Annotated in this window: 29 protein-coding genes; 12 read left to right on the top strand and 17 right to left on the bottom strand. The window is 67.0% G+C overall.

The features are described 5' to 3' along the window. Positions 1-162 precede the first annotated feature (162 nt). The 6 genes from ACT4ML_RS07735 to ACT4ML_RS07710 all read right to left on the bottom strand — a co-directional run bounded on the left by ACT4ML_RS07735 (position 163) and on the right by ACT4ML_RS07710 (position 4,562). Complete coding sequence (locus ACT4ML_RS07735) at positions 163-1,017, bottom strand: carbon-nitrogen family hydrolase (protein ID WP_444720337.1); 855 nt, start codon at positions 1,015-1,017, stop codon at positions 163-165. Positions 1,018-1,042: 25 nt separating this feature from the next. Beyond that, positions 1,043-1,477: an SRPBCC family protein gene (locus ACT4ML_RS07730; RefSeq protein ID WP_138245778.1), complete on the bottom strand. Its 435-nt coding sequence runs from the start codon at positions 1,475-1,477 to the stop codon at positions 1,043-1,045. 109 nt (positions 1,478-1,586) lie between these two features. Further along, a complete protein-coding gene (locus ACT4ML_RS07725; protein ID WP_444720336.1) occupies positions 1,587-1,811 on the bottom strand; it encodes a DUF7123 family protein in 225 nt (74 codons plus the stop codon). 112 nt (positions 1,812-1,923) lie between these two features. After that, complete coding sequence (locus tag ACT4ML_RS07720) at positions 1,924-2,109, bottom strand: DUF7525 family protein (protein ID WP_138245779.1); 186 nt, start codon at positions 2,107-2,109, stop codon at positions 1,924-1,926. Positions 2,110-2,230: 121 nt separating this feature from the next. Then, a complete protein-coding gene (locus tag ACT4ML_RS07715) occupies positions 2,231-3,262 on the bottom strand; it encodes a PhoU domain-containing protein (protein ID WP_444720335.1) in 1,032 nt (343 codons plus the stop codon). Between the two features lie 154 nt (positions 3,263-3,416). Beyond that, positions 3,417-4,562 (bottom strand): ATP-NAD kinase family protein, encoded by a 1,146-nt coding sequence (locus tag ACT4ML_RS07710; protein ID WP_444720334.1) that lies wholly within the window; start codon positions 4,560-4,562, stop codon positions 3,417-3,419. 157 nt (positions 4,563-4,719) lie between these two features. Between ACT4ML_RS07710 and ACT4ML_RS07705 the strand changes: the two genes are divergently transcribed. Next, positions 4,720-4,860, top strand: coding sequence for a hypothetical protein (locus ACT4ML_RS07705; RefSeq protein WP_175416421.1), 141 nt, complete (start codon positions 4,720-4,722; stop codon positions 4,858-4,860). A 13-nt stretch (positions 4,861-4,873) separates the two neighbouring features. Here the strand turns inward: ACT4ML_RS07705 and ACT4ML_RS07700 are convergent, their stop codons facing one another. Then, the gene (locus ACT4ML_RS07700; RefSeq protein ID WP_444720333.1) at positions 4,874-5,557 is read right to left on the bottom strand and encodes a competence/damage-inducible protein A; all 684 of its coding nucleotides are present in this window, start codon (positions 5,555-5,557) and stop codon (positions 4,874-4,876) included. Between the two features lie 164 nt (positions 5,558-5,721). Between ACT4ML_RS07700 and ACT4ML_RS07695 the strand changes: the two genes are divergently transcribed. The 5 genes from ACT4ML_RS07695 to ACT4ML_RS07675 all read left to right on the top strand — a co-directional run bounded on the left by ACT4ML_RS07695 (position 5,722) and on the right by ACT4ML_RS07675 (position 8,911). Next, positions 5,722-6,078: a winged helix-turn-helix domain-containing protein gene (locus ACT4ML_RS07695; RefSeq protein ID WP_138245783.1), complete on the top strand. Its 357-nt coding sequence runs from the start codon at positions 5,722-5,724 to the stop codon at positions 6,076-6,078. Positions 6,079-6,295: 217 nt separating this feature from the next. Continuing rightward, positions 6,296-6,775, top strand: a complete 480-nt coding sequence (locus ACT4ML_RS07690) for a 6-pyruvoyl trahydropterin synthase family protein (RefSeq protein ID WP_444720332.1) — start codon at positions 6,296-6,298, stop codon at positions 6,773-6,775. Position 6,776: 1 nt separating this feature from the next. After that, entirely contained in the window at positions 6,777-7,583 is an 807-nt protein-coding gene (locus tag ACT4ML_RS07685) for a 7-carboxy-7-deazaguanine synthase QueE (RefSeq protein WP_444720331.1), read from the top strand. Positions 7,584-7,598: 15 nt separating this feature from the next. Next, positions 7,599-8,345 carry a 7-cyano-7-deazaguanine synthase QueC gene (queC, locus tag ACT4ML_RS07680; protein ID WP_444720330.1) on the top strand — a complete coding sequence of 249 codons (747 nt, stop codon included), beginning with the start codon at positions 7,599-7,601 and terminating at the stop codon, positions 8,343-8,345. An 89-nt stretch (positions 8,346-8,434) separates the two neighbouring features. Then, positions 8,435-8,911: a hypothetical protein gene (locus ACT4ML_RS07675; protein ID WP_444720329.1), complete on the top strand. Its 477-nt coding sequence runs from the start codon at positions 8,435-8,437 to the stop codon at positions 8,909-8,911. 10 nt (positions 8,912-8,921) lie between these two features. Here the strand turns inward: ACT4ML_RS07675 and ACT4ML_RS07670 are convergent, their stop codons facing one another. After that, positions 8,922-10,148 carry an iron-containing alcohol dehydrogenase family protein gene (locus tag ACT4ML_RS07670; protein ID WP_444720328.1) on the bottom strand — a complete coding sequence of 409 codons (1,227 nt, stop codon included), beginning with the start codon at positions 10,146-10,148 and terminating at the stop codon, positions 8,922-8,924. A 62-nt stretch (positions 10,149-10,210) separates the two neighbouring features. After that, the gene (locus ACT4ML_RS07665) at positions 10,211-11,158 is read right to left on the bottom strand and encodes a 2-dehydropantoate 2-reductase (RefSeq protein ID WP_444720327.1); all 948 of its coding nucleotides are present in this window, start codon (positions 11,156-11,158) and stop codon (positions 10,211-10,213) included. A 387-nt stretch (positions 11,159-11,545) separates the two neighbouring features. On the opposite strand from ACT4ML_RS07665, the gene ACT4ML_RS07660 reads away from it, so the two are divergent. Beyond that, the gene (locus ACT4ML_RS07660; RefSeq protein WP_138245790.1) at positions 11,546-11,878 is read left to right on the top strand and encodes a hypothetical protein; all 333 of its coding nucleotides are present in this window, start codon (positions 11,546-11,548) and stop codon (positions 11,876-11,878) included. A gap of 1 nt (position 11,879) precedes the next feature. On the opposite strand, the gene ACT4ML_RS07655 is transcribed toward ACT4ML_RS07660, so the two are convergent. The 3 genes from ACT4ML_RS07655 to ACT4ML_RS07645 form a co-directional block, all read right to left on the bottom strand. Continuing rightward, complete coding sequence (locus ACT4ML_RS07655) at positions 11,880-13,094, bottom strand: anion permease (protein WP_444720326.1); 1,215 nt, start codon at positions 13,092-13,094, stop codon at positions 11,880-11,882. A gap of 307 nt (positions 13,095-13,401) precedes the next feature. After that, positions 13,402-14,040, bottom strand: coding sequence for a molybdenum cofactor guanylyltransferase (locus tag ACT4ML_RS07650; protein ID WP_444720325.1), 639 nt, complete (start codon positions 14,038-14,040; stop codon positions 13,402-13,404). A gap of 104 nt (positions 14,041-14,144) precedes the next feature. After that, positions 14,145-14,999 (bottom strand): hypothetical protein, encoded by an 855-nt coding sequence (locus ACT4ML_RS07645; protein ID WP_444720324.1) that lies wholly within the window; start codon positions 14,997-14,999, stop codon positions 14,145-14,147. A gap of 322 nt (positions 15,000-15,321) precedes the next feature. Here ACT4ML_RS07645 and ACT4ML_RS07640 point away from each other — a divergent pair, with 322 nt between their 5' ends. Genes ACT4ML_RS07640 through ACT4ML_RS07630 form a run of 3 tightly spaced genes read left to right on the top strand, consistent with a single transcriptional unit; the run spans position 15,322 to position 19,227 of the window. Beyond that, complete coding sequence (locus tag ACT4ML_RS07640) at positions 15,322-16,224, top strand: hypothetical protein (RefSeq protein WP_444720323.1); 903 nt, start codon at positions 15,322-15,324, stop codon at positions 16,222-16,224. Positions 16,225-16,230: 6 nt separating this feature from the next. Beyond that, positions 16,231-17,940 carry a pyrroloquinoline quinone-dependent dehydrogenase gene (locus ACT4ML_RS07635; RefSeq protein WP_444720322.1) on the top strand — a complete coding sequence of 570 codons (1,710 nt, stop codon included), beginning with the start codon at positions 16,231-16,233 and terminating at the stop codon, positions 17,938-17,940. 24 nt (positions 17,941-17,964) lie between these two features. After that, positions 17,965-19,227: a plastocyanin/azurin family copper-binding protein gene (locus tag ACT4ML_RS07630; protein ID WP_444720321.1), complete on the top strand. Its 1,263-nt coding sequence runs from the start codon at positions 17,965-17,967 to the stop codon at positions 19,225-19,227. Positions 19,228-19,299: 72 nt separating this feature from the next. Here ACT4ML_RS07630 and ACT4ML_RS07625 read toward each other — a convergent pair whose 3' ends face one another. The 4 genes from ACT4ML_RS07625 to lrpA1 form a co-directional block, all read right to left on the bottom strand. Continuing rightward, the gene (locus tag ACT4ML_RS07625; protein WP_444720320.1) at positions 19,300-20,202 is read right to left on the bottom strand and encodes a DMT family transporter; all 903 of its coding nucleotides are present in this window, start codon (positions 20,200-20,202) and stop codon (positions 19,300-19,302) included. Positions 20,203-20,258: 56 nt separating this feature from the next. Next, positions 20,259-20,849, bottom strand: coding sequence for a nitrous oxide reductase accessory protein NosL (locus tag ACT4ML_RS07620; RefSeq protein ID WP_444720319.1), 591 nt, complete (start codon positions 20,847-20,849; stop codon positions 20,259-20,261). 90 nt (positions 20,850-20,939) lie between these two features. Beyond that, positions 20,940-21,419, bottom strand: coding sequence for an SRPBCC family protein (locus tag ACT4ML_RS07615; protein WP_444720318.1), 480 nt, complete (start codon positions 21,417-21,419; stop codon positions 20,940-20,942). A gap of 73 nt (positions 21,420-21,492) precedes the next feature. Further along, a complete protein-coding gene (gene lrpA1, locus ACT4ML_RS07610; RefSeq protein WP_444720317.1) occupies positions 21,493-21,921 on the bottom strand; it encodes an HTH-type transcriptional regulator LrpA1 in 429 nt (142 codons plus the stop codon). Positions 21,922-22,075: 154 nt separating this feature from the next. Here lrpA1 and ACT4ML_RS07605 point away from each other — a divergent pair, with 154 nt between their 5' ends. Continuing rightward, entirely contained in the window at positions 22,076-22,390 is a 315-nt protein-coding gene (locus ACT4ML_RS07605; protein WP_444720316.1) for a hypothetical protein, read from the top strand. 73 nt (positions 22,391-22,463) lie between these two features. Continuing rightward, positions 22,464-23,633 (top strand): LolA family protein, encoded by a 1,170-nt coding sequence (locus tag ACT4ML_RS07600; RefSeq protein ID WP_444720315.1) that lies wholly within the window; start codon positions 22,464-22,466, stop codon positions 23,631-23,633. Between the two features lie 120 nt (positions 23,634-23,753). On the opposite strand, the gene ACT4ML_RS07595 is transcribed toward ACT4ML_RS07600, so the two are convergent. Continuing rightward, positions 23,754-24,689 (bottom strand): thiamine pyrophosphate-dependent enzyme, encoded by a 936-nt coding sequence (locus ACT4ML_RS07595; protein WP_444720314.1) that lies wholly within the window; start codon positions 24,687-24,689, stop codon positions 23,754-23,756. Positions 24,690-24,691: the final 2 nt, after the last annotated feature.

Genomic DNA, 24,691 nt, shown 5'->3' with positions numbered 1-24,691 from the left:
GGCGTGACGCTCGGTTCCCGGGAAACCGAGCGCGCGACGGGCCGGAGCGACGCGCAATGCCGGTGAGACGTGAAAAGCGCCTATGCCGGCATCCGTATTGAGAACGTGCCGAGATAAAAAGTCAGCGGTCGGTCCCCGCCACAGCGTGCGATTCCGTGACGGTCACAGTCGCCGATCCCGCAGCGCCGGGAACTCCTCGCGGACATCGGCGACCGTTCCGGAATCGATTTCGGTCGTGACCAGCGCCGGCTCGTCCCCGCTCGAGGCCAGCGAGACCCCCCACGGGTCGTAGACGCTCGAGCGGCCCAACAGGGTGGCGTCGTCGAACTCGCCGGCCCCGTTTACCGTCGCGACGTAGGCCTGATTCTCGATGGCGCGGGCCCGCGAGAGCGTCGTCCAGTGTTCGATGCGCGGGTAGGGCCACGCGCTCGGGACGAGTACCAACTCGACGCCGTCGTCGACCAATCGCCGGTAGAGTTCCGGGAACCGCAGGTCATAACAGGTGGTCACGCCGACGGTCAGCCCGCCGATCGACGCCGTCTCGAGTCGCTCGCCGGGGACCAGCAGCTCCGACTCCGCTGACTCGTAGCCGAATAGGTGGTGTTTCCGATAGACGAGTCGGAGGTCGCCGTCGGCGTCGAACAGCGCGGCGGTGTTTGCCAGCCCGTCGTCGGCCGGCGTTTCGACGGTCTCGGTTTCCCCCAGATCCTCGACGATGCTGCCCGCGAGGACGGCGATCCCGTGGTCAGCGGCCGCCTCACGGATCCGGGTGAACGTCTCGCCCGCGAAGGGTTCCGCGTTGCGCGCGTAGAGATCGAACGCGAAGTAGCCCACATTGAACAGTTCCGGCAGCGCGACCAGGTCCGCCCCGCGAGCGGCGGCCCGCGTCACCGCCTCGTACGCTCGATCGACGTTCGCCTCGACCTCGCCGGCCTCCACCCGAATCTGTGCGAGCGCGAGTGTGAGCGAGTCGCCGGCGTCGGCGCCGGCGGCCTCGGCGTTCGTATCGACGGTCATACTCCTATCGTGGCCTCCACCACCGTTACTGTGTCGTCTGGAGGTCCCGCTCGAGCGCGCGCTGGAGGTTCTCGAGTTCCGAGTCGAGATTGCGCTTGAAGAACTTCTCGACGCCCGGTAGCTTGCCGTCGACGACGAAGGAGTTCTCGAGGCGGGCACCGTCGTCCGTTTCGACGATCTCGTGTGTCCCGGTGACCTCGAGGACCTTTGATTTCCCGACGAACTCGACGTATTCGGGCGGTCTTCGGGTGACGTCCTCGGTGTTTACGGTGACGGTCTTTCGGACGAGGGGGATGGGGAGTTGCACGTGCCAGGTCACCCGTCGTCCGTCCGGATCGTCCACCGAGTACTCTTCGACGACGCTGATCGCCCGGGCGCGGTTCGCCGGATCGGCGATGAACTCCCAGACCCGCTCGGGCGATGCCGACACGTCGAACGACCGGTCGACCCGTACAGTCATGCCCGTATGTGTGCGATTGTCGGATAAAAAGACCGTGGACCGCGGGCGGTCGCCGGCGTCAGTTCGAGCGGTGGCAGTCGGGCCCCGGCCGGGGTCCGTTCGACCCGACTCAACTGATCGTGACGCGCCACGTCGTCGACCGAGCGCGACCCCATTTCTCGATGTCGACTTCGTCTGTCTTCTCCGCGAGATGGGGAAGTCGAGCGCCTACCTGTTTCGACGAGAGTCCGATCGCGTCCGCGATGTTTTTCGCCCGGAAGTACTGCTCGCCGCGGGCGGTGCTCTCGCGGAGGTACGAGATAATTCGCTGCTCTTCGTCGGAGTAGTCGGTCATCGTCCGTGGGTTCTCCTAGGTGGTCGTCGGTCTTAACTTTTAACGGCCGATACGGCCCGATCGCGAGCGGATCGCCGTCGAGTATCGGGGTCGACCCGCGATTCGATCGTCGTCAGTGCCAGTAGAGGTGGATGCCGACGACCGCCAGCGAACTAAAGAGAACGGCCGCGGCGAAGCCCCACGCCGCGGTCACGTCCGGTGCGCCAGTGAGCATTAACAGTGCGCCGATCACCGCGAGCGCCCCCAATGCGAGCGCCAGTCCGACGCCCTTGTCCGTTGTCTCGGATTCCGTAGCCATGTCCGGGCGTTGTGTGTGGGGTCTCTTAACTTCACTCATTCCAACGAACGTTCGGGCCCGGCAACGGGAGCCGAGGGAGACGAGAGAGATAAACGTGCCCGCACTGCAGCGAGCGGGCCGATCAGTTGATCGTCGTGTGCTCGGATTCCTCGTTCAGCGCGAGGTTCGCCGCTATTTCGGCGTTTCGCATCGCGTACTGGGCGGTCTGCTGCAGACTGACGAGCACTTCGCGGATCCGCAGCAGGTCCTCGTTGTCCATCTCGGGCAGCCCCGAGAGGATTTCCTGTTCGAGGTCGTCGATCTCGTGGAACAGTTCGCGGACCTCGTTGGATTTGTCGTAATCGCGCTCGACGGCCGCCTCGACGGCTCGGGAGGTGATCTCGTCGACGAGGTCGTTCAGCTCTCGGATCTGGCGCATCACCGAACTGTCAACGTTCAGCGTGTGCCCCTGGGTCTCGATGACGATTTCGGCGATGTCCTCGCCGTTGTCAGCGGTCAGCTCGAGGTTCTTCGCGATCGAGCGGTAGCCGATCAGCGGAAAGCCGGTGTTCAGGCCGACCGCTCGCGCGAGGTTGGGGTTCTGGTAGGCCGTAAAGATCAGGCGAAGCAGGAGGACGAAGATCTTGTTCGCCTGGCGCTCCCGGTTGAGCGCGCGCTGGGCCAGGTCGGGGTTGCCGTGGGCCAGGGCCTTGATCCCCTCGCCGCGCATCGTCTGGCCGGTCCGCTCGAGGCGCTCGAGGAGGTTGTCGAGCGTGAAGTCCTCGGGGTCGACCGAACAGCGAATCGAGATGCTCTCGGGGGTCTCCTCGATGACGCCCAGCCCCATCAGCTGGGTTTCGGCCTGATAGACCGCGTTGATGTGGTCTGACTCGAGGGCGCCGTCCTCGCGTTCGATGCGGATGATCCGCCGGCCGAGGACGTACTGGGCGACGATCGCGCGCTCGACGGCGTTGGCGTCGAGGTCGTCGGTGTGGATGATCGCTTCCGTTTCCTCCGAACTCGCGGACTCAGGCATCACGGTCAGGGTCCCCTTCCCGCTGGTCCGCAGGGAGACCTCGTCGCCTTTCTCCACGTCGTGTTCGGACGCCCACTCCGCGGGGAGCGTCATCGCCAGCGTCGACGGGCCGAGCCGTTGCACTTTCCGCGTTTCCATACGACACCTTACGAGGGACCCGACCTTAATCTTGACTATATGGTCATTATATAGGATCGGATCGTTATATGGTTGATTTCCGTGACCGTTTCGGCTAGCACCTTATATGCCGATGTGCTGCCGGGGTGGCCCTTAGACACGTCTGCAGACTCCCCTAGACGACGTTCACGAGACGAGTCGTAAACCGTCCCGTTCGGACCTGCAGCCAGCCTCTGAGTTCCTCGTCGACCGCCTCGTCGTCGGTGTCGACGCGCAGCGAATCGATGTCGTCGAGTTTCTCGTCGGCGGCGACGACCGAAACCTCGTCGGCCCGCCGGATCACCGCGGGCGAAATCTGGTGGTTCCCGCGGCCGAAAACGAACCCTTGCCCGCCGATCGGCGAGACGACGATCGTAACCGGATCCGCGAGCACCTCGAGAATGTCCGACTCCGCGGCGTCGCGGGCGAGTAGTTCCCCGCGCTCCGCAGTCGAGTCCGCCGCGTTCCCCTCCGACTCACCGCGGTCGGCCGCACGCCAGACGTCGACGCCCAGCGGCGAGGGATCGATACCCAGTTCTTCCTCGATCGCACCGACGGTGCTCCCGGGCCCGAAGACGTAGGTCCGCCCCGGCTCGACCTCGCGGGCGAATCCCGCGGCCAGCGAGTCGACGCTGCCGCTCGAGACCTGCTTGCTCGACTGGACCGCCGGAGCGACGGGGACCGGGACGACGGCCTTGAGTTCCGTCCGGACCTCCCCCTCGCGGTAGGCGTCCTCGTCGATATCGTTGACCTCGCGGGCCTCGACCCGGTCGAACTCGGCGGCGATCCGGCCGGCGTCGGCCGGCGTCACGCCGAAGACCGACGAGTAGATCTTGACGCCGGCCGGCACGCCGAGCATCGGCGTCTCGCCCTCGGCCGCCTCGAGCACCTCCGCGACATCGACCGCGGTCCCGTCGCCGCCGACGAAGAACACGAGGTCGACTCCGCGCTCGAGCAGCGCGCGGACGGCCGCTCGGGTATCGGCCGCCGTCGTCGCCGCGGTTTCGGTGTCGCTGGCGTTGGCGTCAGCCGGATCGTAGACGACTTCGGGGTCGTAGCCCGCGTCTCGCGCCGCGCGTTCGCCCATCGCGCCGGCGGCCGTGTAGACGGTGATATCGGGCGCACGGCGGTGCAGCGATCGCAGCGCCTCCCGCGCTCGGTCCGGCGCTCGCGGCTCCGCACCGCGGCGGCGCGCCTCCGCCACGTTCCCGTCGGTCCCCTTCAGCCCGACCCGACCGCCCATCCCCGCGATCGGGTTGACGACGACGCCGATGGACTCCATAGTGGAGGGTGGGGACCCCAGCCGGAAAGCCGTATCGCAGGGCTCGTCGAGGCCGGTGTGCCGCTCTGAGATGCCGCCGCGTGCGCAACTCGAGTCCGGTTTGCGGGACCAACTCGGTTTCTGAAAGGTTAAGAGGGATGCGGACGGATCGCCGATCATGTCTGCACTGATCGACGCCGCCGTTCTCGCGACGGAAACGGGAGCCGAACCGGAGCTACCGATGGCCGTCGTCGGCTGGGGGGCACTCGCGCTGGGCCTGCTGGTCACGATCGCGTGGCTTGCCTACTTTTACCGCTGAGGACTCGCGGAGCTTACGGAGAGTCGACCCGCTCGCGGAGCCACGCGGCCGCCTCCGCGACGGTCGCCTCGTCGGTCCCGTTCAGTTCGATCCGGACCGATTCGCCCGGATAGCTCCCGACGGAGACGTCGAACCGCTCGCGGAGTTCGGCGATCCGATCGAGCAGCGCGCTCTCCGGTTCGTCGGCGACGACCGCCTCCCGGTAGGTCGGCGTCCCGGTGAACTCCTCGGCGATCGACTCGAACATCGCCTTCATCTCCGAGGGCACGCCGGGCAGTACGTAGATGCCCTCGAGCACCGCACCGGGGGCAACGCCCGGCTCGTTGTGGAGCGCCCGCGCGCCAGCCGGTAGCTCCGCCGTCCCGGACGCGAGGTCGTCGCGAGTGTAGCCGTCCGCCTCGAGCCACGCGAGGGCGTCCTCGTGTTCCTCGACCGAGCGGCCGAGCGCGGCCGCGACGCCGTCCATGGTGATGTCGTCGTGCGTCGGCCCGAGGCCGCCGGTGACGATCACGGCGTCGTACTCGGCGCGGTACTCGTTGACGACGCGGGCGATATCGGCGACTCGATCCGGGACCGTGGTCACGCGCTCGACGGTGACGCCGCGATCGGCGAGTCGCTCACAGAGCCACGTGGCGTTCGTATTCGTCGTTCGTCCGGCGAGCAGTTCATCCCCGACGGTCACGACCGCGACGTTCATACCGGTCGTTCGACCCCGGTCCTCAAATGGGTCTCGCCCTCGAGTCGATCGTCACTATTGTCAGTGGTCTGTCCTCCTGGCGAGTGATCACTGACGGATATCACATAAAGTAGTAGCCGCGATAACCACAAGATTCAATTTAGGTAATTAGTAACGAAGAGAGTATGTCTCGGAGTCGAACACAACATACCGACGCGGATTCGGCCGCGATCCTCGCCGCGCTGGGTAACAAATACAGCGCGGAAATCCTCTGTGCAGCCGGAACGCCGAAATCTGCACAGGCGCTGAGCGAAGATATCGAGATCCCCATCGCAACCTGTTATCGCCGGATCGAAGAACTCGTCAACGCCGGACTGCTGACCTGTGAGGGGCGACAGCTCTCCGACGAAGGGCGACGGACGAACATTTACCGACGCACACTCGACGAGATCGAAATCGATTTCTCCGACGAGACGCCCGCGTTCTCGCGGAAGCGTCGCACGGAAGCCAAGAACAGACTGCAAGACCAGCTCACGGACTGAGATCGACCGGGTGTCCCGTCGGAACGTCACACGCCGCTCGAGCGAGTAGTGGTGCCGTCACCGCGGATTTCTGTTGCTGCAGTATCTCTCGAGAGAACGTCTAGTACGCCATAGAGCGCCGAGTCCCGTCGGTGAATCTCTGGCCCGCTCGTGGGCGGCCGACCTGCGTTCGATCGCACTCGGCCATCTTTAAGTATTCTCTCGAGAATATAGAGGTATGACCGAACCAGCCGCGGAGCGCGACGACGTGCCCACCGACACGGCGGACGACGGGGTCGTCGGAACCCCTCGCGTCCTCCGCGTCGGGAACGATCGCCCGATCAGGATCAGTGCCGGCCACCGGCTCCAACACCACGACGGCAAGTGTTCGCGACCGCACGGGCACAACTACGAGATCGCCGTCACCGTCACGGGCCGCCTGACGGAGGAGGGGTGGATCGCCGACAAAGGAGATATTACCGACGTGATCTCAGAGTGGGACCACATGTTCCTGCTCGAGGCCGGCGACCCCCTCGTCGAGGCCTTCGAGGCGGCCGGGGACGCCGACGGGGTCGTCGTCCTCGAGCAGCCGCCGACGGCCGAGGTGATGAGCGTGCTCCTCGAGCGGAAACTCGCGGCGGCGCTGCCCGAGACGGTGACCGACGTGGCGGTCCGGGTCAGCGAGACGAGCGAACTCTGTGGAGGGAGCGAGCGCTGAGATGCCGGTTTCCGATTCCGTCGATCGCGAGGCCGGAGCCGAGACCGATTCGGGAGGCAGCGGCGACCGGCCCGAGGGGCTGCCGATCAACGAACTGTTCGCCTCCCTGCAGGGGGAGGGAACGCTCGCCGGGGTCCCATCGGTGTTCGTCCGCACGAGCGGCTGTAACCTCCGGTGTTGGTTCTGTGATTCCTATCACACGTCGTGGGAACCGACCCACGCGTGGCTGGGACTCGAGGAGATCCTCGCCGAGATCGAGTCCTACGACGCCGATCACGTGGTTCTGACCGGCGGCGAACCCCTGATTCACGAGGAGAGCGTCGCCCTGCTCGAGGCCCTCGACGACCGGGGCTATCACACGACCGTCGAGACCAACGGCACGGTCCACCGCGACGCGCCGATCGATCTCGCCTCGATCAGCCCGAAACTCGAGAGCAGTACGCCGACGCCCGAGCGCGCGCCGGACGGCGCGGACGAGGCCGACGCGGAGCAGTGGGCCGAGCGCCACGAGCGCGACCGGATCGACATGGACGCGCTGGCCGGTCTCGTCGAGGACTACGAGTTCCAACTCAAGTTCGTCGTGACCGACGCCGAGGACATGCCGGAGATTTTCGATCTGCTCGCGGACCTCCGCGAGGCCGCCGCCGTCCCGATCCGCGACGACGACGTGCTCTTGATGCCCGAGGGCGCGACCCGCGACCGGCTCGCGGAGACCCGCACCCGCGTCGCCGACCTCGCGATGGACCACGGCTTCCGGTACACGCCGCGACTGCACGTCGACCTCTGGAACGACGCGCCCGAAACCTGAGACTGCACGCGACTCATGACTGACACCACCGACACGACCGACACCGCGACCGACGAATCGACTTCCGAACGCAAACGCGCCGTCGTCCTCCTCTCGGGGGGCATGGACAGCGCCACCGCCGCCTACGAGGCCCGCGAGCGGGGCTACGAGATCTACGCCCTGCATACCTCCTACGGCCAGCGAACCGAGGACCGCGAACTCGAGTGCGCCCGCCGGCTCGCCGACGAACTCGACGCGGCCGATTTCCTGCGACTCGAGACCGACCACCTCTCGGCGATCGGGGCCTCGAGTCTCACCGACGACGAGATGGCCGTCGCGGACGCCGACATGGAGAGCGACGAGATTCCGACCTCGTACGTCCCCTTCCGGAACGCGAACCTGCTCGCGATGGCGGTCTCCTACGCCGAGGCGAACGACTGCGAGGCGGTCTTCATCGGGGCACACAGCGAGGACTTCTCTGGCTATCCCGACTGCCGCCCCGAGTTCTTCGAGGCCTTCGAGAACGTGGTCGACGTCGGCACGAAACCCGACACCGAAATCTCGATCGAAGCGCCGTTCGTCGAGCACTCGAAGACAGACATCGCCGAGCGCGGCGTCGACCTCGCGGTCCCCTACGAACACACGTGGAGCTGCTACCGCGAGAACGAACCCGCGTGTGGCACCTGCGACGCCTGCGCGTTCCGGCTGCAGGCGTTCCAGAACATCGGCGTCCGCGACCCGATCGAGTACGCCGAGCGGCCGTCGTACGTCGACGATTCGTAGCGACCGCGTCGCCGCACTCGCCTTCGCGTTCGGCAGTCGATGGAAACCTTCACCATCCGACACGTCGAACGGACCGCTAAGGGCTCGCAATGCGTGACTGGTTCCGAGACGACGACGGAGGCTGGCAGATTCCGGACGGACGACGCGGCGAGTTCGTCGCGCTGCTCGTCGGACTCCCGTTATATATCGCGTATCTCCGCTGGGATATCGGACTCCCGCAGCCCCTCGAGTACTGGCCAGTAGTGCTTGTCGGGGCGTGTTGCGGGCTATTCTACGTGACTACCTATCGGGACCGCATCGCCGACCGCGTTCCCGACTACACCCCTGACTGGGCCGACGCGGGGCAACTCCTCTCGCTCCTCCTCGGCGGCGCCGGTCTGAGCCTCCTCAGGCTCGTTCACATCGCCGATCCGACGCTGGTGTTCCTGCTTTCGGCGTGCGGTACAGTCCTGCTGTGTTACGCCGTCAGGCTGTGCTCGCCGGTCCACCCCGGCCTCGAGCCGCCGCCCCGCGGGGCTGAACCGCCGCCGGCGGTCGATGGGACGGACCCCGGCGTCGATCGCTGAGACGATCGTCTTACCACGCCGCCTCGAGCACCGCTTCGATTTCGTCGACTGAGGGGTCCAGTCCCGGCGGTGCGTTCGCCATGAACGGGTCGTTCAGGATCGACTCCGCGACCGCGGTGAACGCCGCGGGCTCCGGGCCGTCGACCTCGCGGAGTTGAGACGGGAGGTCGAGCCCGTCCCGGATCGCCGCGACCGCCTCGACGACCGCAGCGCCGTGGTCTGCGGCACTGTCAACGCCGAGCGCGGTCGCGAGCATCCCCGCCCGCGCGTCCACGCCGTCCCGATCGAACAGGTACTCGAGGACGTGGGGCGCGACGACGGCGTGAGCCACTCCCTGCTGGACGGCGTCCGTTCGCGCGAGCCCGTGGCCGAAGGCGTGAATGATCGAGGCCGTCGTCTCGCCGGGCCGCGAGATGCCGTACTGGACGAGCACGATCCCCTCGAGTATCGTCTCGAACGTGCCGGTATCGCGGTTTCCGTCGCCGAACGCGCCGAGTCCGTCCGCGAGTTTCTCGAGGCCGTGTCTGGCCGTCGCGTCGGTCACCGGCGTCGCGTTGCTCGCGTAGAGGGTCTCGATTCCCTTGTCGAAGCCGTTCATGGCCGACCCCGCGAGCACCGACTCCGGCGTGGTCGCGACCAGTTCGGGATCGTAGACCGCGGCCGCGGGCATCAGTCCGGGACCGGAGATGTCCCCGCCGATCTCCTCGTCGACCACCCCCGAATCGGGCGAGGCGGTGACGCCGGCTACCATCGAGAGGTCCGCGCCCGCGAGCGTGGTCGGCACCGCGACGATCGGCACCAATCCCTCGTCAGGGACCGAAAGCGTGCCCGATTCGGCGAACTCCCGGCCGGCGGCCGCCGGGCCCCGATCGGTCGCCGCGAGGACGCTGATGACCGTCGCGACGTCGAGGCTGCTGCCGCCGCCGAGGCTCACGAGCGCGTCGGCGTCGACGTCCTCGAGCCGGTCGCGGCCCTCGAGGGCCGTCTCGAGGCGCTTCTCCGGCGTCGTCTCGTCGAAGACGCCGGCGAGCCGATCTCCGAGCCCCGATTTCACTGGTTCGATCACCGTTGGCGTCTCACCCACCGTCGAGCCGCAGACGACCAGCGCGCGTTCGAGGCCCTGTGCCTCGAGTTCGGCCGCGAGGTCGTCGACGCAGCCGGCACCGAACCTGATGGTCGACGGCTCGTACTCGAACCGAAAGGCCGGATCGCGGTCGCTCGAACTGGACGGAGTCATGGCTGTCCGTACGACCGACGTGCTGTTAAAGGGACGCGGCGGTGCTCCGATCGAGGCGGTTATCAGACGCTGAAATCGATACTGAGCTGCCGCTCGGCCCGGTCGGCCCACGGCCGCAGGATCGCGTGGACCGCCTCGTTCATCGGCGCGTCGATGTCGACCGCGTCCGCGTGGCGAACGACGGAGCCGTGCAGCGCCTCGAGTTCCAGCCGCTTGTCGTGGGTCAAATCGTAGTGCAGCGACGAGTACATCTCCGGCTCGAGGTCGCGCGCGAATTCGAGCCACTCGTCGACGGTGTCCTCGGGGAGGTCGACGCCCTCGGCCCTGCCGACGGCACAGACCTCCTCGATGAGCCGGCGGTACATCGCCCACGAGGCGTCGGTCTCGCGGATCTCGCCGACGGGGAGCCGGGTCGTCGCGGTCATCCCCGCCTGCGCGCAGATGAACGCGAACTTGCGCCAGAGTTCGACGCGAATGTCCGCGGCGAGCACCGCGTCGACGCCCTCGCTCTCGGAGAGGGCCGCGTCGAGTCCCTCGATTCGGGCGGTCCGCTCGCCGTCGAGTTCGCCGTAGACGAACCGCGCCGGGCCGCCGGTGTGTTCGACGACCCCGGGCTCGCCGATAGTCGAGAAGATGTAGGCCACGCCGCCGACGACGTGGTCCGCGCCGATTTCCTCGGCCAGCCACCCCTCGTTGTCGACGCCGTTTTGGAACGAGACGACGGCCGTGTCGTCGCCGAGTAGCGGCTCGAGGTCCGGTGCTGCGTCTCGCGTGTCGTGGGCTTTCACGCAGAAGAGGACACAGTCGCACGGCCCGATATCGGCCGGGTCGTCGGTCGCCGGGAGGTCGATCGCCGCGTCGCCGCGGACGCTCTCGAGGCGCAGTCCGTCGGACTCGAGGGCGGCGAGATGGTCGCCCCTCGCGACGAGGTGGACCTCGTGTCCCGCGTCGGCGAGGCGGGCTCCGAGGTAGCCGCCGACGCCGCCGGCACCGAAGACAGCGAATTTCATACACTCCGTACGGACAGATCGGTCAAAGGGGTTGTGGGCTGCCGGGCTCGCTCGAGCGTCAGTACCGGTCGTCGGAACCCGGCGCTCGAGTCGTTTGCTCGCGTTGGCGTTACCGCCCCGAACCTCCCGTGTTGCAGCGACCGTTACCACCCCGCGACGTAACGGACGGTATGGGCGGTCCCGATCTGGAAGACGGGGGCGGATCGGCCGATCCCGACCGCGACGACTCGTCCGCGTCGCCGAGGAACTGGGCCGCGAGGTCGCGATGCCGGCGCGGGCGCGGGAGATCGTCGGGCACTGAGAGCGAGCGTTCGACGGCGGTCCGTCAGGGACCCGGAGGAACGCTTCGGCCCAACCCTTACAACGCCCGACCCGTGGTGAGCTAGTATGGACCTTCAGCGAGGCGGCTTGGAGGACCTCGAGGGGCGACTCCGAACGGCGATCAGCCGAATCAGTGAACTGCAGGCGGGAATGCGGGTGACGTCCGACGAATTCTTCTCGGACCCGTTCATGTGCGAGCACACGCAGTTTCGCTCGTTTCCCGCGTTCTGCGAGGCGAGTCCGTGGTCGCTCGAGAGGCCGCGGACCATCCAACGGGTGAACAGACGGCGACTCGACGCCTACGTCGCGGAGACGACGGACTTCGAGAGCTGGGAGGCGATGAAGACGCAGGCCGCCGAAGAAGAGATCATCGATCAGGCCGTCTCGGACGTTTCGTGAATCACGCGAGTCCCGGAACGGCGTGTAAGCCGTAATAGAGTCCGAAGCTGAGGATCCCCGCGCCGACCATCGAGCCGACCCACGATCCGACCGTGTAGCCGACTTTTCGACCCGAGACGCCGCCGCCGGACGAGTTCGCTGCGAGGCCGCTGCCGACGATACTCGCGATCATCACCTTGTTGAACGAGATGGGGATGCCGAGGACGATCGCCAGCTGGGCGATGAGAAACGCCGGGATGAGAGCGGCGATCGACCGTCGCGGGCCGAGCGAGGCGTACTCGTTCGAGACGGCCTGGATGAGCCGCGGCCCGCGCGTCCACGCGCCGAGGAGGATGCCGCCCCCGCCGAGCGCGAGCAGGTAGATCGAACTGAGTCGGAGATCCGATTCGAAGACGGTTTCCAGCGGACCGGTCGCCAGCCCGACCTGCGTGCCGCCGCTGGTGAAGACGACGACGAGGCCGAGGGCGATCAGGAACTGATCGATGCCCGCGGTCTCGTCCCGCCGGAGGAGCAGCCGCGTTGTCCCGAGCGCGGCGATCCCGACGACGGCGCTGACGAGCACCATCCCGACCGTGTACGGTCCGACGAGTCGGGTCGAAACGAGGTGGTACCGAGCGGCGACGAACCGCGCGACTGAGCCTTGTGCGCCCGATTCGGTCGGAATGATCGTCAACTGGATGTTGGCGAGTGCGTAGCCGACGGCACCGGCGAGCGCGGGAATCCCGACATCGTCCGGAATCGCGTCGCTCCGGAGCCCGCGAGCGAGTCCGTACGCGAGGATCCCCTCGACGATTGGGATCGCAAACCAGAATCCGAGAATGACGGCGTATTCGTGTACTGCAAAGCCGCCGCCGAGGGCGATTCCGGCTCCGATCATCGCTCCCGTGACGGTGAAGGCCGACGGGATCGGGTAGCCGTACGAGTTGCCGACCGTGATGAGCGTCGCGGCGGTGACCAGCGCCGCGGCCGCCGCCAGCGGCGTGATGGTGACGCCGGTGACGAGATCCTTCCCGATCGTTTCGGAGATGCGCCCGCCCTGCAATACCGCGCCGAGCCCGGCCACGAGACCGACGAGTAACGCCGCTCGAAGGACTGACAACGCGTTCGCGCCCACGGCGGGCGCGACGGGTGCGGAGTTGCTATTGACACCGACCGTGTACGACATGAAGAGCGCCGCGACGAGCGCGATACTCAGAACGAGCAGTACCGAAGCCATTCGTTAGACCACGCTCGATCGGTCGCCGCGTCGTTCGCCACCCGTCGAAGCGGTCCGGACTCCCCGTCCTCTCATTTGGCTACAGGGTACCATCTGGAAGCGATGAATCCGTCGATCTCCCCTATATCACCGTTTATTCTGCCAATATTCGAGATAACATATGACCGAGAGCGGACGGCCGCCGCGCCGTCTCGGCTCACGGGGCACCCCCGAGCGGGCCCGATTCTCGCACTGTCGGACGACGGTCAGTAACCACTCGATCGCGTCTCGAGTGCGATCGGTGTGTGCATTGATTTGTCCGACGGGATCACTCCCCCGCGAGTCGCTCGACCGCCGCCGCGAACTCCTCGCGGGTGTTGACGTTCTCGAAGGTCTCGAGGGTCGCGTGCTCGCGGACCTCGTCCTCGTCGACGACGACGTAGTCGAGTTCCAACAGCGGTTCGACGATTCGCCGCTCGCCGCGCTCGAGGGCGCGCTCGCAGGCGTCGACCATCGCTTCGGTCCGGTAGACGGCCTGTGTCGTCTGAAACCACTGGTCGTCGAGTCGGGGCACCGCGGCCTCGCGGCCGGCCGCCCGTTCGAAGAGGTGGTCGACGAGGTCGGGGTCGACGAACGGCATGTCGCAGGCGACGACGGCGGCGTACTCCCCCGCGGCGTCCCGGAGGCCGGTCATGATGCCCGCCATCGGCCCGCGGTCGGGGACCGGATCGACCGCGACGGACACCGCCGGCCCGCCGTCGAGCGCCTCGCGGATCGCCGGCACCTGCTCGTCCCGGCAGTTGACGACGATCTCGTCGACGACCGGCTCGAGCCGATCGACGACGCGGCGGAGCATCGGCGTGCCGGCGAGGTCGGCGACGGCCTTGTCGTCGTCGCCGAAGCGGGTCGAGTGGCCGCCGGCGATGACGACGCCCGTGCGCTCGTCTCGGCCAGTCTCGGGGGGCATGGGCGACTGTTGGTCGACCGATCGCAAAAGTGTGCGGTCCCGGCGGTGGGTCGGCACGGCTCGAGCCAACTGTCGACTCGATCCTGCTCACGGCGGAATGGATGTCACCGGGCGGCTCCCGACTCGTCCACTGTCACCCCGGCCAACTCGAGCCACGGATCGGCCGCCGACTCCGAACAGACGCGTTCGACCACCGGTTGGTCACACTCCTCACAGACCGACCGGATACCGACGCGGGGCCGCCGACAGCAGTGCTCGAGACGCTCGGCGGTGATCGGTAGCCGCTCGCGACAGGTCGGACAGTCGGTCCGCAACAGTCGCAGCCCCGTCAAGAGGTCGCGCCGCTCACCGACCTCGAGCGCGTCCCAGCCGTCGATTCGAGCTCGGAGTTCGGCCGCCGCGGCACTGTCGGCCGCGAGCGCCGCAGTCGATTCCCACCGGACCCGCTTCTGACCATCCAGGACGAACGCGGTCTCGCTGACTCGCTCGCTCTCGTCGGCCCCGAGCATCGATCCGATGTCGGCCGCGCTCGGGTCGGCCGCGTCGCCGCTCGAGAGGCGGTCGTTCCACCGCCGTCGGAACGCGGGCGCGAGTCGGATCCCTCCCTCGTCGGCCGTCGCAACGCCGGCGGCGGTCAGGACGCTCGCGAGTCCGTCGGGGGAGACCGTCTCGATCGTCGGAGTGTCCGCTGTCGACTTGCCGAATCGCTCGAGGAGGCGGTCCGGGAGGTACCGTCGGGTGATCGTCGGGGTGCCCGGAACGAGGTAGCCCCGGAGGCGGATGAGAACCAGACAGACGCCGAACGCGAGCGCGCCGGTGATCGCGGACCCCGCGACGGCGAGGCCGGCCGCGAGGGCGAGCGCGATGGCGACGTTCACGGCGGTACACGGCAAACACCGATTGTCACCGGTGTACGCGGGCTGCTCGAGCCGAGCGACTACCTCTGGAATGTCGACCATCACCGGTCACCCCGTGGTACGCGTCGAACGGTGAAAAAGCGCCACCGTAAGCTCCGGCGAGCACCGTCGGCCGACGGAGGCGACTCGAGCCAGAACGGGTCGGGAACCCGATGTTCCCCGCCACCGGTGGACGGGTACCCTCTAGGGCCCGTCCGAGTCACTCTCGTCGCCCTCACTGGGGGCGCGGAACGGCCGACAGATAACGCGTCCACAGAATTACATCTATTCAATAATCATACTCATTTAGCCTGTCTCGAGAACCCCTGAACTAATTGACAAGTATTATCAAATCACGAGGTGGCGGCAATTGTGCCGTGGTATCATGGCACAAGTATCCACTGCGTCAGACATGACGGTCGCGGAACAACGCGATCTGGCGACGGCCCTCGGCGTTGAGACCCCAGGGGACGGGGCGATAACGTGGGAGCTACTCGCGGGACAGATCGAACCGCGGTCCGACTCGACGTTCGCCTCTCGAGGCGACGCGATTCGGGCCGATCTCGCCGGGCGACTCGATCGGGAGTCGCTCGAGCGGGAGCGGGCGGCTATCGCGGACGAAATCGGTCGCTTGCCGGCCGTTCGCGATGCGGGCGTACCGGACGAGCAACACGGACTGTATACGGCGGTCGCGGAACCCGGGTGGCGTCTCTACGACCACCTGCTCGAGATCGGCTTCTTCGAGAGCCTCGACGAGAACCTGCCGCGGTTCACGGCGGATCACGTCGAGACGACGACGCGCGAACTGATCCTGACTGACCCGCTGTCGTCGGCGCTCGACGACGTCGGGTTCGACGAGTCGGAGAAGACGGCGCTGCTGGTCGACGTCGCGAACAACGACGAGCGGCTGGCCCGGTGGGTGCCGTCGAATCAGATCCCGGCGGGCGTCGAGTTCGAGACCGACACCGTGCCGCCGCTCCACCAGCGCGCGATGGGCGGGGCGCTGCTGTGGATCCGCGGGCTCGACAGACACCTCTGGCAGAACGAGGTGCTGGTCACCGACGACCTCCTCGACGCGGCGGTCAGGTACGTCAAGGCGATGCTGGGCGGGCTGTTCGTCTCGGCGACCGCCGCCTGCGATCTCGCCGGCGACGAACGCTTTACGGACGAACAGCTGACGGCGGCGTTCACCGCGGGCTCGGCGGTACAGATCGTCAGCCAAGAGGAGCTGTTGCACACCGTCTTCTACGTCACGGACGAGATGCGCGCTCCCAGCGAACTGAGGTGATCACGCATGGCACTACGCAACGACAGGGCCGTTCAGGCCGCACGCGAGATCGAACTGCGAGAGATCGAGGACGGCTACACGCTGGTCGGGGGTCCAGACGACTCGGTCACCGAACAGCACGATACCGACCGCATTCCGGAGGTCGACGTCGATCAGGAGATGCTGAGCGGGACCGGCGACGACCCCGAGTCGTGGCTCATGTACGGCGGGAACTACGAACAACACCGGGCCACGCCCGCCGACACGATCACGCCCGAGAACGTCTCCGACCTCGAGCTCGAGTACGAGCTGTCGGTCGGGACGGGTTCGAGCATGGAGGGGACGCCCATCGTGATCCCGGGCGACCCGCCGGTCATGTACCAGACGAACGGGCCGAATCACATGAAGGCGATCGACCCCCGCGAGGGGGAGGTCCTCTGGAGCTACACCTACGCGGTCCCGATCGGGGTCGAGCTGTGCTGTGACGACAACAACCGCGGGGCCGCCGTCTACGGCGACAAGGTGTACATGACGACGCTCGACTCGGGCGTCGTCGCGCTGAATCGGTACACCGGCGAGGAGGAGTGGTACACGAGCACGGCCGACCACGAAGAGGGGTACTCCGCGACGTGGGCACCGGTGATCCGTGACGGGACGCTGTACACGGGCAGCGCCGGCGGCGAGTACGGCGTGCTCGGATTCATGGCCGCGCTCGATGCGGAGAGCGGCGAGATCCAGTGGCAGACCGAGACGCTCCCGGAGGACGAGTGGGTCGGCGCGAGCCGCGAGCACGGCTGCGGGACGACCTGGATGACGCCGACGATCGACGAGGACCGCGAGGTCCTCTACACGGCGGTCGCGAACCCCGGACCGGACTTCGACGGCACGGTGCGGCCGGGACCGAACTTCCCCACCTGCGGAACCATCTCGCTGGACCTCGAGAGCGGCGAGTGGGAATGGGGGTTCCAGAGTAGCCCGCACGACGTCTGGGACTACGACGCGGTCGCGCCGCGGGTACTGATTCGCGATGTAGATGTCGACGACGGACCGTCGAAGATGGTCGTCGGTTCGGACAAGACCGGCTGGGTGTACATGATGGACGCCGAGTCCGGCCGGCTCCACGAGCGCAGCGAGGAGATCTGCCAGCACATCAATATGTGGGAGATGATTCCCCACCTCAGCTCGGACGAGCGGATCCCGTTCGTCCCCGGCGCGCCGGGGGGAAACGACTGGCAGCCACCGTCGTACAACCCGGAAACCGGATACGTGTACGTCGTCCATCAGAACTTCCCACAGGACCTGATGTGGCGCTACGAGGAGTACAGCGAGGGCAACCCCTACTGGGGCGGCGATCTCTCCGACCCGGCCGAGGAGTTCCCCGACGAGTGGAACGAGTCGATCACCGCTTTCGCCGCGATCGATCCCGCGACGGGCGAGCGCGTCTGGCGCGAGTGGATCGAGAGCGAGGACAACCACTACATGTGGGGCGGGTCGCTGTCGACTGCGACCGGACTCGTGTTTAACGGCACCCAGAACGGCAACTTCGTCGCTTACGACGGCGAGAGCGGCGACCGCCTCTGGGAGTACGAGTTCGACGTGCCGATCAGCGCCTCGCCGATGAGCTGGTACGATCCCGGCGAGGAGAAGCAGTACGTGGCCGTCCAGGTCGGCGGCAGCGGCTGGCTCCGTCAGGGACCGCGCGGCGACACGCTCGCCGTGTTCTCGATGGACGCCTGAACACAAGACAGCATCCACACAACAATGTCAAACGAAAACCAATCTCGCGACGACGTTTCCCGTCGCGGCGTGCTGAAAGGCACGGCAGCGCTCGCCGGGACGGCCGCGATGGCCGGTACCGCCGGTGCCTACCGCGACGAGATCGACTTCCGACTGCCGGCCACACAGAACGACGGCGAGGGCCGGACGCTCTCGCTGCTCGGCATCGTCGGCGGCTGGGTCGGCGTCGCACCCGCAGAGATCGACGGCGCATCGAACCCGCCGCTGCGGCTGATCGAAGGCGAAGAGAACGAGATCGTCTGGACGAACGGCGACGGCTCGCGTCACAACTTCACCCTCGAGGACGAGAGCGGCGACGTGATCGAGGCGACCGATTTCGTCGAAGAACAGGGCGAGTCGACCTCGCTCACGATCACGCCCGAAGGGGAGATGGCGGACTACTACTGCGTTCCGCACCCGGTCCAGATGCGCGGTCCGGTCGAACTGATCGATCCGGACGAGGTCCACGAGTTGCGGGTCCAAGTCGAAGACCAAGAGGGCGAGCCCCTCGGCGCGGAGGTGTTCGTCGGGGATCACCACTCCTTCTCCGACCCGTCCGCGCGGCCGAGTCCACCCGAAGAGCAAACGGAGGAATCGGAAGCACAAGAGACGGACCCGGATCAGGCGACGGACGCGGAGGAAGGAGCCGAAGAGACGACGCCGGAAGCGGACCAGACCTCGGAGGACGAGGACGGAGACGGAACCGGGGACGAACAGGGCCAGGAAGACCCGCCGGCGATGGCCCGCTTCGACATGCTCGAGGACGGCGAGTACGACCTCGAGGTCTGGACCTACGGCCACGAGCGGGTGACCGACACGGTGACGATCGACGGCGACGACACCGAAGTCACCGTCACGCTCTCGGCCACCGAACCGGGCGAGCCGACTGAGACCTACTCGCTCGCACTCGAGGAGGGCCAGTGGGTCGGCCAGGAGCCCGAGGCCATCGCCGACGAGACGAACCCGACCCTCGAGTTCGAGGCGGGCGAGACCTACGCGATCGAGTGGGAGAACGCGATCGGGCGACGCCAGCCCGAACGGGAGAACCGGACCTTCGAACCGCTGCCCGGCCACAACTTCGTAATCGCCAGCGACGGCGACACGAACCAGTGGAACACCTACGTCCGATCCGCCTTCCTCGACGAGGAAGGCGAGACGCAGTCCGTCGAGTTCGTCGCCGAGGAGGACATGGGCGTCTACCTCGACCAATCCCAGCTCGAGGCGGTCGGCGAGATCGACGTCGAGTAGCCCACCGCTCCGCCGATTCGCCGTTTTTTCGCACCCTCTCGGCCTCGGGAGACACACAATCAGACCGACTTCTCACTCCGCCGTCTCGCCACGGCGCTCGCGCTCGAGGGTCGTCACGAAGACCCCCGCGATCACGACGAGACCGCCGGCGATCGTGACCGCGTCGGGGACCTCCGCGAGCAAGACGAGCGCGAGCAGGGTCGCGCCCACCGGCTCGCCGAGCCACGCGACGCTGACGACGACCGACTCGAGGTGCTCGAGGACCCAGTTGCTCACCGTGTGGCCGAAGACGCCGGGGCCGACGGCCAGCCCGAGAAAGAGCAACCACTCGCGGGGCGGGTAGCCGACGTAGCTGTGGCCCTGCACGCCGACGAGACAGAACAGCGCGAGCACGCAGGCGCCGTAGACGACGGTCACGTAGGGAAACAGCGGCACGCGCTGGCGGATCGAGCGGCCGGCGAGCACGTAGCCGGCGACGGTCACCGCGCCCAGCACGGCGAGGGCGTTGCCGTACGGCGTCGCACCGGAGAGGGCCGCGCCCCCGGCGTCGCCCAGCGACATCGCGGCGGCCCCGACGATCGCGACGGCGATTCCCGCCGCCGTCTCGCGGCCGATCCGCTCGCCGAGGACGAGGCTCGCACCGAGGGCCACGAAGATGGGCTGGCTCTGGACGAGCGTGACGCTCGCGGCGACCGTGGTGTGCTCGAGGCTCTCGAACCACGCCGCGAAGTGGACCGCGAGCGCGAGGCCGGCGACGGCGGCGCCCGCCAGATCGCGCCGCGAGAGTCGCGCGAAGGCCGCGCGGTGTCGGGTGACGGCGAGCGGCGCGACGAGTATCGTCGTAAAGAGGACCCGATAGAAGGCCGCGACCGAACTCGGGGCCGCGCTCCAGCGGACCAGAATCGCGCTGGTACTCGTCGCGAACACCGCGACGGCGAGCGCGACCGCCGGCGTGACCTCGAGGTCGGTTTTCACACGTGATCGCACTCGCTCGAAGGGCCAAACGGGTTCCGGAACGAATCGTCGGGTCGCTACTCGTCGGGGAGTCGCGAGCCGCGGTAGATCGATGCGATCTCGAGGTCGACCTCGTCCAGTCCGACGATGATGTCCTCCTCGGGATTCAGGTCTTCGGCGTCCCACTCCTCGAGGAAGGCGACGGCGTCCTCGCGGTCGGCGTAGGGACGCGGGTCGATCCCCATCGGATCGTCGGCTGCCTCTTTGTCGGTGATGAGGACGAAGTGGGCCTCGGTCGCGTCGATGAGGTCGCCGGTCCGGCGGTCGACCGTCCAGGCTCCGGTGATCGGCGAGTCCGGCGTCGACGAGGCGATGTAGGCGAACAGACAGCCCGGCGACTCAAAGGTCGCTCCCAACCCGTTTTCGTGAACGAGTTGCCCCCGACCGCCGAAATATTCCTGGACCGACATGTTACAGACCGCACAGGAGTCGTCGTCCCCGAACTCGACCGGTCCCTCCTCGACGCCCTCCATCGTCGGTTCGTACACCTGCGCCTGCGAGTCGTCGTCCTCGTCGTCGCCGCCGAGACACCCCGCGATGCCGGCGATTACGCCTCCCCCGAGCGCACCCAACAGCCCCCGTCGCTCGAGTCCGTCGCGTTCAGTCATGCGCCGCTCTAGCGCCGCGACCGCCAAAACGAGCGTGGTACACCTCTCGAACCCGAACGGAACGGCGTTCGTCGCGATCGATCTCGCCGATCACTCGAGTTGGGCTTTCGCCAGCCGGTGGCGCGCCCGGAACATGGCCTCGAAGCCGAGCGTCGAGAGGGGTTCGACCGCGTCGCCGAGCCCGCCGAACGGGAGTTCGTACTCGACGCGATCCCGAACGATCGTCCGATCGCGGTCGGCGTAGAAGGTGTGGGTGTGCTCCCAGTGGTCGAACGGGCCGTGAACCATCTCGTCGCGAAAGTACGCCGACCCCTCGCCGCGCTCGCGGTCCGTGATCACCGACGTCCAGTGCTGGCGCGGCCCCACGCCGAACGGGCGCATCGATAGCGCGATCTCCGATCCAGGCTCGAGCACGTCCGGCTCCGGCTCGCCGTCGGGACCGATCACGCGCTCGACGCGTAAGTGCAGCCAGTCGGGCGTGACCGCCTCGAGCCCGGAAATCCGCGAATTGAATGCCCAGACCGATTCGAACGGCGAGTCGACGGTCGTTTCGCGTTCGTACGTCTGCATGAACTGACTGGGTCTACGACGGCGAGCGTGAAAACGTGAATCCCGACGGCGACGACGGAGAGTGCCGAGGGGCTTACTTCAGTCGCTCCTGCAGGAACGAGGGATGGGCCGCGGTGACCCCGTCGATCTCGAGGAGTTCCTCGGAGATGGTCTCGCCGAGGGCGTCGCCGTCCTCGGCGCGCACTTCGGCCATCAGCATGTGGTCGCCGCTGGAACTGTACAGCGCCTCGACCTCGTCGAGGGACTTGAGCGCTTGCGTCGCCTCGACGTAGCGCTCGCTGGCCACGTCGATCCCGACCAGCGCGATCGTCTGGCTCGAGAGCTTCTTCGGGTCTACGTCGGCCGAATAGCCGACGATGACGCCCTCTTCCTCGAGCTGATTGATGTACTTGCGAACTGTGGGTTTCGAGACGTTCGCCCGCTCGGCGATCTCGGCGTAGGACGCCTGTGCGTCCTCCTCGAGAACGTCGAGAATACGGTCTTCCGTCGCCTGCGTACTCATGAGAGTATGTTTTGCTCGGGCGGAAAAATATCTTTTGTATACGAAAACGACGGATATCCGAACGGAAGCAGGCGAAACGGCGGGTATGCGGGCCGCAGTTCGAACAGATAACCGTCGGACTTATTCGCCCGCTTGGCACAGATCCGGCACCGAAATGGTCGATCCGAACCTCGTCAGCGGCTTCGTCTGGATCCTCTGTGGACTCGCGATTCTGGGTCTTGGCTCCCTCATCGCGTTCCGCGGGCGCGTCGACCTCCACGCGAACTACGACGAGTCGGTCGACCCAGCACACGTCGCCCGATGGGCGGGCGGGACGGCCCTGCTCATGGGTGTACTCGTGGTGGCGTACGGCGTCCGCGAGATGCGGTCCGGCTTCGACCCCCGCTTCCTCGCCGGGCTGATCGTCGCCCTTCTCGTCCTGCGGTACCTCTCGAACCTGTTCGCCGGCGGGTTCGGTGCTCGCGAGTAGACCGTCGACAGATCCGACGACGACGGAGTCCGGACCGACGAGTTAATGATCGCTGAAAAGTGAGGTAGATAACATGTTGGCCAGCGATCGCGACCCCCGATCCACCCTTCTCACCGTCGCGCTGGCGCTCGTCCTCCTGACCGCGGGCTGTGCCACGCTGCCGAGTAGCGGCCCGACCCCGGACGACCTCGAGCGAGAAATCGGCGACGCCGAGCCGCCGGACGACGTCGCCGCGACGGTCGAGGTTACCCGGACCGTGGACGGCGAGACGACTCAGTATACGGAAGCCGTCTGGCTCCGAAGCGACGGGAAGAGCCGAATCGAAACCAGCGCCGGCGGCACGGACACCGTCATCGCGGACGACGGCGACGAACGCTGGCACTACGACGCGGGCCACGACTGGGCGACCGGCCTCGAGACCGACCCGAACGCGATGTCGTACCTCGAGGGGCTGTACGCACAGCAAGAGCGCTACCTCGAGGCCTACGAGATCACGACGGCCGAAGCGACGACGGTCGACGGCCGCGACACCTACCGCGTGACGTTCGATCCGCCGGACAACGAGACGATCGAGCGATCGATCAATATCCTGATCGAGGACACCGAGTACGTCATTCCGCTGGCGACCAGCGAGGGCGAGCCCGCCGACCGCAGCGTCGACCGCGTCGAGGTCTGGTACGATCAGGAGACGCTGTTCCCGGTCAAACACGCGATCGAGGGCGACGGGATCGCCCTCGAGCGAACCTATCGAAACCTCTCGATCGACGGCGGGATCGACGACGAGCGCTTCGCGTTCGACCCACAGGCGGCGGGCGCGAACGGCACACACGTCGAGACGGTCGAATTCCCGTCGATCGACACCTACGATACCCTCGAGGCGGCCGACGCGGCCGTCCCGTTCGCGGTCGCCGAGCCGCCGGCAGATACGCTGCCCGACGCGGTCGAACTCGACTCGATCACGAGCTACGAGTTCCCCGACGAGAACCGGACGCAGGTCTCGCTCCAGTACCGAACGCCGGACGACGAGACGGTGTCGGTCACGACGAGCGACGGCCCGCGCCAGTTCGCGGTCGGCGGCGACGCGGTCGCGGTGGGGACCGCGACGGGAACGATCGCCGAAACCGACGAGGGGACGGAATTACAGTGGTCGTGCGGCGACCGGACCTATTCGGTCTTCGCCGACGACGCGTTCGACGACGGCACGGCCGTGATGGTCGGCGAGTCGCTCCCGACTGGCTGCTAACGGAGTCGGGGCCCACTTCTATCTCTATCTCTGCTCGTCGCACTCGTGCGGTTGTGACACTCTCGAATCGGGGCGAGACGAACTAGAAAAACCGAACCGCAGGGATCGCGCGGATCGAGTCTACGTGTGGCGCTCGAGCAGGTCGTAGCTGCGCTCCCACTCGACGTCGTCGTCGAAGTACCGTTCCGCCAGCGGCTGGTCGGGCATCTCGCCGACGGCCTGCTTTTCCTCTTGGTAGGACGGTCGGTCCTCGTCGACGTAGTAGCGGCCGGTCAGGACGGTGCCCTCGTTGAGCACGTCCTCGGTCTCGCGCATCATCTCGGCGGCTTCCTCGCGATTGGTGACGTCGAAGTCGTAGTCGTCGGACTCCTGAACGTCGACGTAGGGGACGTACTGGCGGGCGTCCTTGTTCCACGTCGGACACTGGGTCAGGAAGTCGATGTGAGCGAAGCCGTCGTGTTCGATGGCCTCCTTGATGATCTCCTTTGCCTGATTCGGATTGACCGCAGCGGTGCGAGCGATATAGCTCGCGCCGGCAGTCAGCGACTGCGACAGCGGCCGAATCGGCGTCTTTGCGCTGCCCGAGGGCTGGGTCTTGGACTTGTGGCCCTTCGGGCTGGTCGGCGAGGTCTGGCCCTTCGTCAGGCCGAAGATCTCGTTGTTGAACACGATGTAGGTCATATCGTGGTTCTCCCGCGCCGAGTGGATGAAGTGGTTGCCGCCGATCCCGTAGCCGTCGCCGTCACCGCCGGCGGCGATGACCTCGAGGTCGGTGTTGGCGAGCTTCGCGGCGCGAGCCACGGGCAGCGAGCGGCCGTGGATCGTGTGGAAGCCGTACGTGTCGAGGTAGCTGTTCAGCTTGCCGGAACAGCCGATCCCGGTGACGGTCAGCACCTCTTCGGGCGTCTTGCCGATCTCCGGCAGCGCCTGTTTCAGTGACTTCAGAACGCCGAAGTCACCACAGCCCGGACACCACGTCGGCTGCGGTTCGACGCCGGGGGTAAACTCGTCCCGGTCGATCTCCCGTTCCTCTCCGATAGCGTTGAATGCACTCATGG

Source organism: Natrinema sp. LN54, assembly GCF_052439245.1.
GTDB lineage: Archaea > Halobacteriota > Halobacteria > Halobacteriales > Natrialbaceae > Natrinema > Natrinema versiforme_A.
This window is presented reverse-complemented; position numbering and strand designations above follow the sequence as displayed.

Coding starts and splice junctions, on each gene's coding strand:
- ACT4ML_RS07735 (WP_444720337.1), bottom strand. CDS start 1,017: ATGACCGTCGATACGAACGCCGAGGCCGCCGGCGCCGACGCCGGCGAC.
- ACT4ML_RS07730 (WP_138245778.1), bottom strand. CDS start 1,477: ATGACTGTACGGGTCGACCGGTCGTTCGACGTGTCGGCATCGCCCGAG.
- ACT4ML_RS07725 (WP_444720336.1), bottom strand. CDS start 1,811: ATGACCGACTACTCCGACGAAGAGCAGCGAATTATCTCGTACCTCCGC.
- ACT4ML_RS07720 (WP_138245779.1), bottom strand. CDS start 2,109: ATGGCTACGGAATCCGAGACAACGGACAAGGGCGTCGGACTGGCGCTC.
- ACT4ML_RS07715 (WP_444720335.1), bottom strand. CDS start 3,262: ATGGAAACGCGGAAAGTGCAACGGCTCGGCCCGTCGACGCTGGCGATG.
- ACT4ML_RS07710 (WP_444720334.1), bottom strand. CDS start 4,562: ATGGAGTCCATCGGCGTCGTCGTCAACCCGATCGCGGGGATGGGCGGT.
- ACT4ML_RS07705 (WP_175416421.1), top strand. CDS start 4,720: ATGTCTGCACTGATCGACGCCGCCGTTCTCGCGACGGAAACGGGAGCC.
- ACT4ML_RS07700 (WP_444720333.1), bottom strand. CDS start 5,557: ATGAACGTCGCGGTCGTGACCGTCGGGGATGAACTGCTCGCCGGACGA.
- ACT4ML_RS07695 (WP_138245783.1), top strand. CDS start 5,722: ATGTCTCGGAGTCGAACACAACATACCGACGCGGATTCGGCCGCGATC.
- ACT4ML_RS07690 (WP_444720332.1), top strand. CDS start 6,296: ATGACCGAACCAGCCGCGGAGCGCGACGACGTGCCCACCGACACGGCG.
- ACT4ML_RS07685 (WP_444720331.1), top strand. CDS start 6,777: ATGCCGGTTTCCGATTCCGTCGATCGCGAGGCCGGAGCCGAGACCGAT.
- queC (WP_444720330.1), top strand. CDS start 7,599: ATGACTGACACCACCGACACGACCGACACCGCGACCGACGAATCGACT.
- ACT4ML_RS07675 (WP_444720329.1), top strand. CDS start 8,435: ATGCGTGACTGGTTCCGAGACGACGACGGAGGCTGGCAGATTCCGGAC.
- ACT4ML_RS07670 (WP_444720328.1), bottom strand. CDS start 10,148: ATGACTCCGTCCAGTTCGAGCGACCGCGATCCGGCCTTTCGGTTCGAG.
- ACT4ML_RS07665 (WP_444720327.1), bottom strand. CDS start 11,158: ATGAAATTCGCTGTCTTCGGTGCCGGCGGCGTCGGCGGCTACCTCGGA.
- ACT4ML_RS07660 (WP_138245790.1), top strand. CDS start 11,546: ATGGACCTTCAGCGAGGCGGCTTGGAGGACCTCGAGGGGCGACTCCGA.
- ACT4ML_RS07655 (WP_444720326.1), bottom strand. CDS start 13,094: ATGGCTTCGGTACTGCTCGTTCTGAGTATCGCGCTCGTCGCGGCGCTC.
- ACT4ML_RS07650 (WP_444720325.1), bottom strand. CDS start 14,040: ATGCCCCCCGAGACTGGCCGAGACGAGCGCACGGGCGTCGTCATCGCC.
- ACT4ML_RS07645 (WP_444720324.1), bottom strand. CDS start 14,999: ATGGTCGACATTCCAGAGGTAGTCGCTCGGCTCGAGCAGCCCGCGTAC.
- ACT4ML_RS07640 (WP_444720323.1), top strand. CDS start 15,322: ATGGCACAAGTATCCACTGCGTCAGACATGACGGTCGCGGAACAACGC.
- ACT4ML_RS07635 (WP_444720322.1), top strand. CDS start 16,231: ATGGCACTACGCAACGACAGGGCCGTTCAGGCCGCACGCGAGATCGAA.
- ACT4ML_RS07630 (WP_444720321.1), top strand. CDS start 17,965: ATGTCAAACGAAAACCAATCTCGCGACGACGTTTCCCGTCGCGGCGTG.
- ACT4ML_RS07620 (WP_444720319.1), bottom strand. CDS start 20,849: ATGACTGAACGCGACGGACTCGAGCGACGGGGGCTGTTGGGTGCGCTC.
- ACT4ML_RS07615 (WP_444720318.1), bottom strand. CDS start 21,419: ATGCAGACGTACGAACGCGAAACGACCGTCGACTCGCCGTTCGAATCG.
- lrpA1 (WP_444720317.1), bottom strand. CDS start 21,921: ATGAGTACGCAGGCGACGGAAGACCGTATTCTCGACGTTCTCGAGGAG.
- ACT4ML_RS07605 (WP_444720316.1), top strand. CDS start 22,076: ATGGTCGATCCGAACCTCGTCAGCGGCTTCGTCTGGATCCTCTGTGGA.
- ACT4ML_RS07600 (WP_444720315.1), top strand. CDS start 22,464: ATGTTGGCCAGCGATCGCGACCCCCGATCCACCCTTCTCACCGTCGCG.
- ACT4ML_RS07595 (WP_444720314.1), bottom strand. CDS start 24,689: ATGAGTGCATTCAACGCTATCGGAGAGGAACGGGAGATCGACCGGGAC.